This is a genomic window from Streptomyces sp. AB3(2024) (assembly GCF_041862025.1).
Classification (GTDB): Bacteria; Actinomycetota; Actinomycetes; order Streptomycetales; family Streptomycetaceae; genus Streptomyces.
In genome coordinates, this window is sequence record NZ_JBGWAB010000002.1 from 70,727 (window position 1) to 83,678 (window position 12,952).

The 12,952-nt window shown below is 71.4% G+C and carries 11 protein-coding genes and 1 riboswitch; of the genes, 1 reads left to right on the top strand and 10 read right to left on the bottom strand.

Going from position 1 to position 12,952, the window contains the following annotated elements; genetic code table 11:
• Window positions 1–47: 47 nt before the first annotated feature.
• The 10 genes from ACEPPI_RS01260 to ACEPPI_RS01305 form a co-directional block, all read right to left on the bottom strand.
• A complete protein-coding gene (locus ACEPPI_RS01260; protein ID WP_373913385.1) occupies window positions 48–902 on the bottom strand; it encodes a thioesterase family protein in 855 nt (284 codons plus the stop codon).
• A 66-nt stretch (window positions 903–968) separates the two neighbouring features.
• Complete coding sequence (locus ACEPPI_RS01265; protein ID WP_373913386.1) at window positions 969–1,625, bottom strand: trimeric intracellular cation channel family protein; 657 nt, start codon at window positions 1,623–1,625, stop codon at window positions 969–971.
• Between the two features lie 557 nt (window positions 1,626–2,182).
• Window positions 2,183–3,292 carry an ABC transporter ATP-binding protein gene (locus ACEPPI_RS01270; RefSeq protein WP_373913387.1) on the bottom strand — a complete coding sequence of 370 codons (1,110 nt, stop codon included), beginning with the start codon at window positions 3,290–3,292 and terminating at the stop codon, window positions 2,183–2,185.
• Entirely contained in the window at window positions 3,289–4,383 is a 1,095-nt protein-coding gene (locus ACEPPI_RS01275) for an ABC transporter ATP-binding protein (protein ID WP_373913388.1), read from the bottom strand. Before ACEPPI_RS01275 ends, ACEPPI_RS01270 begins: the two co-directional genes overlap by 4 nt.
• Window positions 4,380–5,381, bottom strand: coding sequence for an ABC transporter permease (locus ACEPPI_RS01280; RefSeq protein ID WP_373913389.1), 1,002 nt, complete (start codon window positions 5,379–5,381; stop codon window positions 4,380–4,382). The genes ACEPPI_RS01275 and ACEPPI_RS01280 overlap by 4 nt, the downstream gene beginning before the upstream one ends.
• Before the next feature lie 181 nt (window positions 5,382–5,562).
• A complete protein-coding gene (locus tag ACEPPI_RS01285) occupies window positions 5,563–7,323 on the bottom strand; it encodes an ABC transporter substrate-binding protein (RefSeq protein WP_373913390.1) in 1,761 nt (586 codons plus the stop codon).
• Window positions 7,324–7,364: 41 nt separating this feature from the next.
• Entirely contained in the window at window positions 7,365–8,357 is a 993-nt protein-coding gene (locus ACEPPI_RS01290) for an ABC transporter permease (protein ID WP_030236075.1), read from the bottom strand.
• A 675-nt stretch (window positions 8,358–9,032) separates the two neighbouring features.
• Window positions 9,033–9,773: an enhanced serine sensitivity protein SseB C-terminal domain-containing protein gene (locus ACEPPI_RS01295; protein ID WP_373913391.1), complete on the bottom strand. Its 741-nt coding sequence runs from the start codon at window positions 9,771–9,773 to the stop codon at window positions 9,033–9,035.
• Window positions 9,774–9,829: 56 nt separating this feature from the next.
• Window positions 9,830–10,564: an enhanced serine sensitivity protein SseB gene (locus ACEPPI_RS01300; protein ID WP_373913392.1), complete on the bottom strand. Its 735-nt coding sequence runs from the start codon at window positions 10,562–10,564 to the stop codon at window positions 9,830–9,832.
• 101 nt (window positions 10,565–10,665) lie between these two features.
• Window positions 10,666–11,322 carry an AAA family ATPase gene (locus tag ACEPPI_RS01305; protein ID WP_373913461.1) on the bottom strand — a complete coding sequence of 219 codons (657 nt, stop codon included), beginning with the start codon at window positions 11,320–11,322 and terminating at the stop codon, window positions 10,666–10,668.
• 172 nt (window positions 11,323–11,494) lie between these two features.
• Window positions 11,495–11,598, top strand: a riboswitch (glycine riboswitch).
• Window positions 11,599–11,781: 183 nt separating this feature from the next.
• Between ACEPPI_RS01305 and gcvT the strand changes: the two genes are divergently transcribed.
• On the top strand, window positions 11,782–12,897 hold the full coding sequence (gene gcvT, locus ACEPPI_RS01310) for a glycine cleavage system aminomethyltransferase GcvT (RefSeq protein WP_373913393.1): 1,116 nt from the start codon (window positions 11,782–11,784) through the stop codon (window positions 12,895–12,897).
• The last annotated feature ends 55 nt before the right edge of the window (window positions 12,898–12,952 follow it).

Below are 12,952 nucleotides of genomic sequence, written 5' to 3' on the forward strand. Positions count from 1 at the left end.
CCCGGGCCTCGGTCCGGCCGCGGTCCGGGCCACGGGTCGCGCCGGGGCTACGGGCGCGGGGCGCGGGCCAGCTGGCGGGACTGGGCCACCAGGCGGTCGGCGGAGTCCCAGACCTCGGCGTCCTCCTCCAGGAAGCCGCCGGCCAGGTTGCGGGTGACGATGCCCACCCGCAGCGGACCGGGGGCCGGGCGGCAGCGGATGTGGGTGGTCAGCTCGACGGTCGGGGCCCAGCCCAGCAGTCCGAGGTCGAAGGCGGTCGGCGGGAGCGCGTCCACCGCGAGCAGCAGCGACAGCGGGTCGGGGTCGCGGCCGTCGGCCAGCTCGAACCAGGCCCGCATCTCGCCCTTCCCGGACGGTGCGCCGACCGCCCAGCCGGCGGTCGCCGGGTCCAGGCGCAGCCGGAGCCGGTCCACGATGGCGGAGCTGCCGGGGATCGGCGCCGGGCCGGCCTCGGCGCCGAGGCAGTCCTCGTAGGGCGGGATGACGGGCGGCCGCGCCACCGTGTGCACGGCGTCGGGGAGGGCGCCGAGGTCACCGTAGGAGGCGAGCACGCGGATGCGCTCGACCTCGGCGCCGTTCTCGTCGAACTGGAACAGGGAGGCCTGGCCCGTGGAGAGGTTCCGGCCGGCCCGGACGACCTGCGTGCGGATCACGGCGGGGCCGGGCACCGAGGAGGTCAGGTAGTGGGCCGAGACGGTGAAGGGGTCCGGGTGCGGCAGGGCCGCGGACAGGGCCCGGCCCACCAGGGCCAGCAGGTAGCCGCCGTTGACGGCGGTGATGATCGTCCAGCCGGCGGAGAGTTCCGCGTCGTACACCCCGGGCTCGCCCGCGCGCGGGGCGATGGTGGTGTCGCGGTCGAACTCGCTGTCGCCGATGGTGGCCTGGGCGGCTGTGTGTGACATGGCTCGAAGGTACACCTGCAAGCTACTAAGCGGTAGCTTTGTTTTGTGGGGTGGGGCCTTACTCGTCTAGGGCTCTTCGGCCACCGCGGAGCGGCGGTTCCATGCCAGCGGGGCCCGCCAGTGGTAGCGCATCGCGAGCAGCCGCAGGACGAAGGTGGTGACGATGGCGACTGCGGTCGTCACGGCGTTGAGCACCTCCAGACCGATGAAAACGGCCACCATCGAGGCGCCGACCATGGCCGGAACGGCGTACATCTCCCGGTCGCGCAGCAGCGAGGGCACCTCGTTGACGAGAACGTCACGCAGCACGCCCCCGCCGACGGCCGTGGCCAGGCCGAGCGCGGCGGACGCGGTCAGGCCCAGGCCGTACTCGTAGGCCTTGGTCGTGCCGGTGACGCAGAAGAGGGCGAGGCCGGCGGCGTCGCAGACGTTGATGGCCCGGTTGATCCGCTGCACCTCGGGGTGCAGGAAGAAGACGATCGCGGAGGCGATCAGGGGCGTGACGAAGAAGCTGAGCTGCCCGAAGGCGGCGGGTGGCACGGCGCCGATGACGAGGTCGCGGAAGAGGCCGCCGCCGAGGGCGGTGACGAGGGCGAGGACGGCGATGCCGAAGACGTCGAAGTTCTTGCGGACGGCGAGCAGGGCGCCCGCCAGGGCGAAGACGAAGATGCCCGCGAGGTCCAGTGCGTGCTGGACGTCGGGCGGGAAGAGATCGTGGAGCACCCCGCCATTGTCGCCCGGCGCGAGCCGGACCGACGCCGGTGGCTCCGCCGGTCGGCACGGGCGGCTCCGCCGGATCGCGCGGATGGCTCCGCCGGTAGGCACCGGTGGGGCACGCGGGGCTGCGCCCCTCCCCGCGGGTGACGACCACCCCGGCCGACGGGGGCCGGGCACGCGCGGGTGGCTCCGCCGGTCGCACGGTGCGGCGGAGCCGGTGGCACGGGCCGCGGGGACGGTGGCGCGGGGCTGCGCCGCCTGACACGGGGATGTGCCGCGTGTCCGGGGGGCCGGCACCGGGTCCGCGCAGGCGGGGACGGATTCCGGCGGGCATTGCCGGCCGGAGGGAATCGGCGGGGGGCCGCCGGGGGGGCCCGGCCCCCCCCCCGGGGGGGGGGGGGGGGGGGGGCCACTCCGCCCCCCCCCCCCCCCCCCCCCCCCCCCCCCCCCCCCCCCCCCCCCCCCCCCCCCCCCGGGGGGGGGGGGGGCCCCCCCCCCCCCCCCCCCCCCCCCCCCCCCCCACGACCGTCCCCGCCCGGGTCACCGCCCGGCCGGGGCAGGGGTTACTCGGAGGCCACCGCCACCGCCTCGGTCGCGCCCGGCAGGGCCGGGTCGCCCGGCGCCTGGTCGGGGGCGTTCTCCGGGTGGTGGCACGCCACCTGGTGCCCGGTCTTCAGGGCGACCAGCGGCGGGTCCACCTTGGTGCACATCTCCGTCGCCTTCCAGCACCGCGTGTGGAAGCGGCAGCCGGCCGGCGGGGAGATCGGCGAGGGCACGTCGCCCTTGAGCAGGATGCGCCCGCTCTTCGCCCCGCGCCGCCGCGGGTCCGGCACCGGCACCGCCGACATCAGCGCCGTCGTGTACGGGTGCATCGGGGCCTCGTACAGCGACTTCCGGTCGGCCAGCTCCACGATCTTGCCGAGGTACATCACCGCGATGCGGTCCGAGACGTGCCGGATGACCGACAGGTCGTGCGCGATGATCACGTACGTCAGGCCGAGCTCCTCCTGGAGGTCGTCCAGCAGGTTCACCACCTGGGCCTGGATCGACACGTCCAGCGCGGAGACCGGCTCGTCCGCGACGACGAGCTTCGGCTTGAGGGCCAGGGCGCGGGCGATGCCGATCCGCTGGCGCTGGCCGCCCGAGAACTCGTGCGGGTAGCGGTTGAAGTGCTCGGGGTTCAGGCCGACCAGCGACAGCAGCCGCTGGACCTCCGCCTTCAGGCCGCCCTCGGGGGTGACCTTCTGGAGCCGGAAGGGAGCGCTGACGATCGTGCCGACCGTGTGGCGCGGGTTCAGCGAGCCGTACGGGTCCTGGAAGATCATCTGCACGTCGCGGCGCAGCGGGCGCATGCCCGCCACGCCCAGGTGCGTGATGTCCTTGCCCTCGAACTCGATCCGGCCGTCGGTCGGTTCGAGCAGCCGGGTGATCAGACGCCCCATGGTGGACTTGCCGCAGCCCGACTCGCCGACGATGCCGAGGGTCTCCCCCCGCCGGACCTCGAAGTCGATGCCGTCCACGGCCTTGACGGCCCCGGCCTGCCGGCGCAGCAGCCCCTTGTTGATGGGGAAGTGCTTGACCAGCCCGGTCACCTTCAGGAGCGCGTCCCCGGTGTTCGTCTCGGGCGTCTCGGGCGACTCGGCCGCCCCGGGGGTTTCAGGCTTCTCGGTCACAGCTTCGGCGCAATCTCTTCGGTCCAGATCCGGGTCCGCTCCTCCTGCGACATGTGGCAGGCGGACCAGTGCCGGCTGTCGTCCTCGGTCAGCTCGGGGCGCTGGGTACGGGTGATGCCGCCCTTGGGCACGTCGGCGTAGGGGCACCGGGGGTTGAAGGCGCAGCCGCTCGGGATGTTGATGAGGCTGGGCGGCGAGCCCTTGACCGGGATCAGGCGCTCGGTCTGGTCGCGGTCGATCCGCGGCATGGAGCCGAGCAGGCCCCAGGTGTAGGGGTGCCGGGGGCCGTAGAAGACCTTCTCGGCGGTGCCGCGCTCGACGCACCGGCCGCCGTACATCACGAGGATCTCGTCGGCCATCTCGGCGACCACGCCGAGGTCGTGCGTGATCATGATGACCGCGGAGCCGAACTCCTTCTGGAGGTCGCGGATCAGGTCGAGGATCTGCGCCTGGACGGTGACGTCCAGGGCGGTGGTCGGCTCGTCCGCGATGAGCAGCTCGGGGTTGTTGACCAGCGCCATCGCGATCATCGCGCGCTGGCGCATGCCGCCGGAGAACTCGTGCGGGTAAGCGTCCACGCGCCGGTGGGGCTCCGGGATGCCCACGCGGTCGAGCATCTCGACGGCGCGGGTGCGGGCCGTCTTCTTGTCGACGTCGTGGTGGGTCCGGTACGCCTCGACGATCTGCTTGCCGACCGAGTAGTACGGGTGCATCGCGGACAGCGGGTCCTGGAAGACCATCGCCATCTTGCGGCCGCGCAGGCGGCGCACCCGGTCGGCGTCGGCGGCGACCAGGTCCTCGCCGTCGAGCACGACCTCGCCCGAGATGTGGGGGCGGCTGCGCGCGTTGCCGGTGCGGTGCAGGCCCATGATGGCCAGCGAGGTCACCGACTTCCCCGAGCCGGACTCGCCCACGATGCCGAGGGTCTTGCCGCGCTCCAGGTCGAAGGAGAGTCCGTCGACGGACTTCACCAGGCCGTCGTCGGTCGGGAAGTGCACGCGCAGGTCGCGTACGGAGAGGAAGGGGGCCGCGTCGCGCGGTCCGCCCTGCTCCGGGACGAAGGCGGGCTCGTCGGAAACGGTCTTGGTCACGTCAGCCTCACGCGCGGGTCGATGACGGCGTACAGCAGGTCCACGATCAGGTTGGCCATCACCACGAACAGCGCGGCGAGCAGGGTGACTCCCATGATCACGGGAAGGTCGCCCTGGCCGATGGCGGCGACGGCCGCCGTCCCCAGACCCTGGAAGTTGAAGGTCGTCTCGGTGAGCACCGCGCCGCCGAGGAGTCCGCCGAGGTCGAGGCCGAACATCGTGACGATCGGGGTGAGGGTGGAGCGCAGGGCGTGCTTGCGGATGACCACGCTCTCCTTGAGCCCCTTGGCGCGCGCCGTGCGGATGTAGTCCTCGCCGAGGACTTCCAGCATGGTCGCCCTGGTGATGCGGGCGTAGGTGGCGGCGAAGAGGAAGGCCAGGGTGACCCAGGGCAGGATCATGCTGTTGAGCCAGGCCAGCGGATCCTCGGTCAGGGGTTTGTAATTGGAGACGTCCAGCCAGCCGAGGCTGTAGACGAAGACCGCCGGGGCCACCATGCCGGTGAAGAAGATCGGCAGGGAGACGCCGGCGAGGGCGCCGACCATGACGGTGCGGTCGATGGCGGTCCGGCGTTTGAGCGCCGAGACCACTCCGGTGGCCACACCGGCCAGCACCCAGATGACCGCCGCGCCGAGGGCGAGCGAGAGGGTGACCGGCATGCGGTCGAGCATGGTCTGCCAGACGGGTGCCTCGCTCTTGAACGAGTAGCCGAAGCACGGCGCGGCGCAGTGTGTGACCTCGGTGCCCGCGTCGTAGTCGCGGCCGACGAAGATCCCCTTGAGGAACACCCAGTACTGCTCGGAGATCGGCTTGTCGAAGCCCATCTTGACCCGGATGCCCTGCAGGGCGGTCTCGCTGGTCTCACGGCCGGCGTACATGAGCGCGGGGTCGCTGCCGGTCAGCTTGGGGACCGCGAAGAAGATGCCGAAGGTGACCGCGGAGACCACCAGCAGCGTGGCGGCGACGTTGAAAAGCCGCCGTATGAGGTAGACGAGCACTGCAGTCGGCCGCCCGGGGCGGGCGGCTGCCGTCCCCCGTGGGGACGGCAGCCGCCGCCTGCGGCCTTCACCTGCCCTTCGGACTAGCGCACGTGCGGTGAAGGCACTTACTTGCGTACTTGCTTGGTTGCTGCTGCCTTACGGGCCCTCGCGGGCCGGTACTGCTTGTCTGACTGCCCGACTACTTGCCGACGCCCAGGACCGCGAGGTCGATGCGGCCCATCGAGTCGTTGAAGTAGACGTTGGTCAGACGCGGGCTGTGGTAGATCAGCGCCTTGTCGAAGTTGATCGGCAGGTAGAGCGCCTTCTCCATGACCTTCTTGTTGATCTGGCCGTAGAACGGGGCGGCGGCCTCGGGGGTGGCGGCGGCAGCGGCGGTCTTGAACAGGCCGTTGATCTCCGGGTCGTTGACCTCGGTGTAGTTGTTGTTGCCGTTCGGCAGGATGAACGATCCGTCGACCAGCGGCTGCAGGAAGCCCGAGCCGGAGTTGTAGTCGGCGCCCCAGCCCATGACGATGATGCCGTAGTTCTTCTTCTTCACGTTCTCGGGCGAACCGATCGTGGAGGAGGAGAGCTTGCCGTCGTACTGGTCGATCGTCGCCTTGACGCCGATCTTGGCGAGCGCGGCCTGGAGGGACTCGGCGCTCTTGACCTCGGGGGCGCGGTTGTTGCGCACCGCGATGGTGGTCTCGAAGCCGTCCGGCTTCCCACAGGCCTTGAGCGCGGCCTTGGCCTTGTCCGTCTGCGGCTTGCCGGCCGTCAGGTTGAACGGGTCGTACTTCTTGTCCGAGCCGGGGATGCCGGGCGGCAGCATGTTGGCGCCGAGGTCACCGCTGGTCGGGCCACCGCGGGCGTTCTGCAGCGACTTCGGGTCGGCCGCGTAGATGACGGCCTTGCGGCACTCGATGTTGTCGAACGGCGCGACCGTCTGCGGGAAGGCGAAGTAACGGATGTAGCCCGTGTAGGGGTTGTCCGCGTTCTTCTTGAGGTTCGAGTCCTTGAGGATCTTGTTCTTCGCGGCCTGCTGGACACCGGTGCCGTCGATGGCGAGGTCGATGTCGCCGGAGAGCAGGCGCTGGTCCATGTCGTCCGGGTTGGTGGTGACCGTGAAGGTGACCTTGTCCGGCAGACCCTTGCGGATCGTGTCGGTGGCCGGGTCCCAGTTCTCGTTGCGGACGAAGGTCGCGCCCTTGCCCGAGGCGAAGGACTCCACCTTGTAGGGACCGGTGGAGACCGGCTTGTTGGTGTAGGAGGCGCCCTCGTCCTTGCCCGCCGGGACCGGCGAGGAGGACGGCATGGCCAGCAGGTACTTGAAGTCGGAGTTGGCGCTCGCCAGGTTGAAGACGATCGTGTGGTCGTCCGGCGTCTCGACGGACTTCAGGCCCATCTTGTTCGGGTCGGTGTCCTTGTAGGGACCCGGGTACTTCTGGCCCTGGTCGAGCAGGTCGATCAGGTACGTCGGACCGCCGGACAGCACGTCCTGCGCGAAGACGCGCTCGATGCCGTACTTGAAGTCCTTCGCGGTGATCGCCGAGCCGTCGTCGAACTTCACACCGTCCTTGATCTTGACGGTGTACGTCTTGCCGTCGTTGCTCAGGACGGGCTCGCCCGCGGCGAGGTCCGGGACCAGCTTGGTGCCGGCCGCGCCGGGCTTGCTGTCGTACGCGTACAGCTGGCGGATGTAGAGGCGCTGCAGGTTCCACACGAAGCCGTAGTAGGCGCGCGCCGGGTCGAGGAAGTCGACGTCCTGCGGGGACCAGAGCTTCAGCTCGCCGCCCTTGGCGTCGGAGGCGTTGACCACGGCGGTGGTGGCGCCGCTGTAGCCCTTGTCTCCCTTGTCGTCGCTGCTGTCGGCCTTCTTGTCGTTGCCACCGCACGCGGCGGTCAGCGACAGGGCGGCGATCACGGCGGTGATCGCGAGTGCCTGCTTTCTGCGGATCACGGTTGTCCAACCTCCAGAGGTGGGTGAATCGAAGAAGCGGTTCAGCTGCCCTTGGGGTCGAGTGCGTCACGCAGCCCGTCCCCGAAGAGGTTGAACGCCAGGACGGTGATGAAGATCGTGATACCCGGGACCACCATGTACATGGGGTCGTCCTGGTAGATGGGGACGGCGTCGGAGAGCATCTTTCCCCACGAGGCCGTGGGCGGCTTGACACCGGCACCCAGGAAGCTGAGGGCCGCTTCCGTCAGGATGTTGGTCGGAATGATCAGCGTCGAGTAGACGAGGATCGGCGCGATCAGGTTGGGCAGCAGCTCCTTGATCAGGATGTAGCCGCGGCCCGCGCCGAGGCTGCGTGCGGCCTCGACGTACTCGCGTTCACGCAGGGAGATCGTCTGGCCCCGGACGATACGGCCGATGTACGGCCAGCCGAAGAAGCCGATGACGACGATCAGCACGCCCATCCGGACGCCCGAACCCTCGAACCCCCAGAGGGAGTTGGGGACAACGGAGACCAGGGCGATGGTGAACAGCAGCTGCGGGAAGGCCAGCAGCAGGTCCATCACGCGGCTGATGACGGCGTCGACCCAGCCGCCGAGGAAGCCGGCCAGGGCGCCGAGCAGGCTGCCCAGGACGACCGAGACGAAGGCCGCCAGGAAGGCGACGACCAGGGAGATGCGGGCGCCGTAGACGATCCGGCTGAACACGTCGCGGCCGTTGGTCGGTTCGACGCCCAGCAGGAAGTCGGAGCTGATGCCGCCGAAGGAGCCGAGCGGCGTGCCCAGGTCCGGGTCGATCATGTCCTCGTGGAACTCGTTGGGGTCGTGCCCCAGCAGGCCCACGATCAGCGGCGCGAAGACCGCCACCAGGATCAGGAGGATCACGACCACGCCGCCGGTCAGCGCGACCTTGTCGCGCTTGAGCCGCATCCAGGCGATGCGGCCGGGCGAGCGGCCTTCGATGGCCTTGGCAGGGACGTCGGCTACGGACACGGGTGCGGGCGTTTCCGCGCTCGTGTCGTGCTGTGGTGCCGTCATCGTGGTGGGGACCCCTCTCGGCCGACGGGTTGCCGGCCCATGCCCGCCGCTGTGGCGGCGTTGGTGCGGAGTGGCGCTCGGAGTGCTCGGGACACGTGGAACGCGTGCGAAGTGCGGTGGAAGGTGCGAACTGCGGACTGCGGACTGCGGACTGCGGACTACGGGGCAATGCGAACTGTTGTGCGAATTGCTGTGTGGAGCGAGGTGCGGTGCAGCCGAGGTACGGGAGGTGCGGGAAGTGCCGTGTGAAACAACAAGCCAAGTCCACGTGCCGAGCCGCGCCCTGGAGGACTGACCGGCTCTTGGGTGGGGAGTCTTCATCGGGCGCTCGACCAGCCGCCAGACCCGCAGATGAATGGATGCGCAACCGTGATCTGACGCCCCGGTTCCCGTTATCCGGACTCCGCTCACGGCTCAGCGGAGCAAGACCGTACGTTCGGTACGCAAACGGACATGACGCCCAACCCGCAGCAGGAGTGCGCCATTTGGGCGCCCAACAAGGGTGATATCCGGACAAGGAGAAAGCCGCCGGGAACCGTGGTTCCCGACGGCCGAAGGTCCGTCGAAGGTGCCCGTCTCAGGCTCCGGGCGCACCCGCGCGACTCCCTGTTGACGGGTCGGTACGGGGCCCCCGATCCGGCTCGGCGGAGCCGGTCAAGTGGTTTTCCGCGTGGGTCAGTACGCCGCGGCCTGGCCCTCGCGGTCGTAGAACGGCCTGGTCTGCGCCCGCAGCCACATCGCCACCGGGTCGTGCTCGTCCGCCAGCGCGACCGTGCACACCGGCACGCCCTCGGGGACGGCCCCGACCGACTGGCGCATCATCTCGCGTACGGATTCCAGCGCGGACGCGGAGGCGTCGTACAGGTCGAGCCCCACCGCGAGGTAGGCCGTCCCGAGCGCGGGCTGGACCCACGTGCGGCGCAGCGACCTGACGGCCGGCGTGCGGTGCGCGTGCCGGGTCAGCAGCCCGTAGAACTGCGGGAGCTCCAGGGCGGGCTCGGAGAGCCGCAGCGGGCCCGCGGGCATGCGGTCCAGGCCGGTGGCGACACGGCGCAGGTCGGCCCACGGCACGCCGAGGCCACCGCCCGGGGCGTGCGGGTTGACCCACAGCCCCCAGCGGTCGGGGTAGAGGGCGCGGGCGATGTCCCGGCCGGTCACGACCTCGTAGCCGCGGTTCCAGCCGCTGGCGGCCAGCTCCTGCGGCGAGGTCACGCAGGGCGCGTACCCGAGGCCCTCGACCTCCATGCCGCCGTACTGGGCGTCGGGTGAGCCCGGTTGCCCCTGCCACAGCAGCATCCACAGCCTGCCCTCGGCGAGGGCGTGCAGGAATGACTCATAACTCTCATAGCGCCCGGGAGTCACCTGGCGCAGCATGTGCTCGACCTGCCCGGCCTCGGCCGTGCCTGACGCACTCACCCGGTACCCCTCTTCGTCCGCCCGTCGTCCACCCGTACCAACCAGCTTAAGCGGCGCTAGGGAAGGTAGAAGGGGCGTACGCGCTCACGAATCCAGTCCGTGACCGGGTCCTCGGCCGCCTCCAGGAGGATCAACTGCACGGGCCAGGGCGCGGGTACGCGGGCCAGGGCGCGGCCGAGGGCCTCCAGCGGGGCGTTGCGCGTCTCGGGATCCCATCCCACCAGCTGGACGCCGATGTAGAGCTGCGGGGGGCCGGCCTCGACGCTGGCGAGGCAGCGGTGCGCGGCGGTGACCACGCCGGTGGCTCGGAACTCCTCGGCGGCGGCGGCCAGGAAGTCGACGGGGTCCTCCTGCCAGTCGGGCTCGAAGAGCCGGACGCGGCCGCCGGCGGCGGGGCCGTCGAGCGGGGTCCGGCCGGAGCGGCACAGCGCGGCGACGGCGGCGGGGGGCAGCGGCACCCCGACGGCGCCCTCGGGGTTCACGGCGATGCCGAGCTGCGGGGGCAGACCGCGGGCGAACTCGACGGCGGGGGCGATCGCGAAGTCCATGGCGGGGCCGGCGCCGTGCCGGAACTGGGCCTCCGAGCTGTAGACGGGGACGTACGCCTCCCCGCCGATCAGCATCGTCGGGAGGTCGAGGGCGGCGTGGTCGGGACTGCCGCCGTGGGGCAGGGGCACCCAGAGCCGGCTGCGGCCGAGGGCCTCCAGGATCTGCTGTCCGGCGTCCGGCCGGCCGAGCGCCGCCCCCAGGACCTGTTCCAACTCGTTCGCCGGCCAGCCGCTGCCCTGCATGTACCCCTGCCTCCGTACGGTCGCGCCCCGATGTCGCCCCGAGGCTACCGCCCCGCCCCGACCGCCCTTCGCGCGTCCCCACCCCCCCTGCCCCCCGGCTCTCAGAAGAACGAGATCCGGGTCACCGCCGCCGCCGAGCGGCGGTCCAGGATGACCGCGGAGTCGCATCCCGTCGGCAGGCGCCCCGCCTCGGCTTCCCGCAGCAGCCGCCCCACCGCACCCCGGTGCCGGGCGAAGGCGTACGCAGAGACCCGGCGCCCCCGCGCCTCCTGCCCGGAGCGGGCCTCCTCGGCCGTGGTGTCCAGCAGGAGCAGGTGCAGCGACCGGCCGCGCCGCCGGGCGGCGGCGGCGAGCATCCCCCGCACCCACATCTGGGTGCCGCAGTCGTGGACCACGACGGAGTCCCCGGTGCGCAGCCGCCGCCACAGGCCCCAGTAGTGCGCGGCCCGCACCAGCGGCCGGTACGCGGCGTACGGCAGCGCCCCCGGCATCCGGTGCTCCCAGCGCTCGCGGACGTCCTGGGAGTCGATGCCGCCGTCCTCGGCCGCCCGCTTGATCAGGGTGCTCTTGCCGCCGCCCGGCAGTCCGGACACCACCACGATGTCCCCGGCGGGGAATCCGAGCCGCCGCGGCCCGGCCACCGCCGCGCCGCGCAGGTCGCGGACCCGGCCGGCCGGCCGCGGCCGCGTACCGCGCTGTACCGGGACCCCGTCCACCGTTCCCGTCGCCGCCAGCACTCCGAATCTCCGCACAGTGATCGTCTCCCCCCGAATCGGGTCGCCTGGACCCCGTGCCCACTGAGTGTAAAGAGACGGTAATCCGGTGGCCTCGGTTCCGGTCCCGTCCGTTCTTCCAGGGCCCCACTGCCCGCTCCCGAGCGTCCCGTGCAATGATGTGCGCCATCTGGACACCAACTGCATACCGGCCGCTTGAATCCGCGCGGGAGAGTCCCGGCACGCCGTGAGGCCGTGCCCGGGCGCCGAAGGAGCAAGTACCTCCCTTGAATCTCTCAGGCCCCGTACCGCGTGGATGAGGCAGATCTGAAAAGCGAGCGACGACGTGTCCGTCCCCCGACGGCCGCCGCGCGCTCCACCCAAGGTGCAAGCCAGGGCGTCCCGCCGTGTCGCGGGAACTCTCGGCGAACCTCTCAGGTTCCGATGACAGATGGGGAGGATCGTCCTCGTCATGTCATGCCCTGGGACCCGGGAGCCACACCCATGAGCACTGCCCCCCGCCTGACCGCGCTCGACGCGCTGCACCGCTCGCTCGGTGCGACCATGACCGACTTCGCGGGCTGGGACATGCCGCTGCGCTACGCGAGTGAGCGCGACGAGCACAACGCCGTACGGACCAAGGCCGGCCTGTTCGACCTGTCCCACATGGGCGAGATCACCCTGACCGGCCCCGAGGCCGTCAAGGTCCTGGACTACGCGCTGGTGGGCAACATCTCCACCGTCGGCGTCGGCCGCGCCCGCTACACGCACATCTGTCAGGAGGACGGCGGGATCCTGGACGACCTGATCGTCTACCGCCTGGGCGAGACCGAGTTCATGGTCGTCGCCAACGCCTCCAACGCCCAGGTCGTCCTGGACGCCCTCACCGAGCGCGCCGCCGGCTTCGACGCCGAGGTCCGCGACGACCGCGACGCCTACGCGCTGATCGCCGTCCAGGGTCCGGAGTCCCCCGGCATCCTGGGGTCGCTGACCGACGCCGACCTGGACGGCCTGAAGTACTACGCGGGCCTGCCGGGCACCGTCGCGGGCGTGCCGGCGCTGATCGCGCGTACGGGCTACACGGGCGAGGACGGCTTCGAGCTGTTCGTCTCCCCCGAGCACGCCGTGGAGCTGTGGCAGGCGCTGACCAAGGCGGGCGAGGGCGTCGGCCTGGTGCCGGCCGGGCTGTCCTGCCGCGACACGCTGCGCCTGGAGGCGGGCATGCCGCTGTACGGGCACGAGCTGACCACCTCCCTCACCCCCTTCGACGCGGGGCTGGGCCGGGTCGTGAAGTTCGAGAAGGAGGGGGACTTCGTCGGCCGCGCCGCGCTGGAGGCCGCCGCCGAGCGTGCCGCCGGCAACCCGCCGCGCAAGCTGGTCGGCCTGATCGCCGAGGGCCGCCGCGTCCCGCGCGCCGGATTCCCGGTCGTCGCCGACGGACAGGTCGTCGGCGAGGTCACCTCCGGCGCCCCGTCCCCGACGCTGGGCAAGCCGATCGCGATGGCCTACGTCGACGCGGCGCACGCCGCGCCCGGGACCTCCGGCGTAGGCGTGGACATTCGCGGTACGCATGAGGCGTACGAGGTCGTGGCTCTGCCGTTCTACAAGCGGCAGAAGTAGTCACCACCGCCGTACGGCCGGCCGTGCGGCGGTGTTCCGGCGCCCCGGCGCCCGT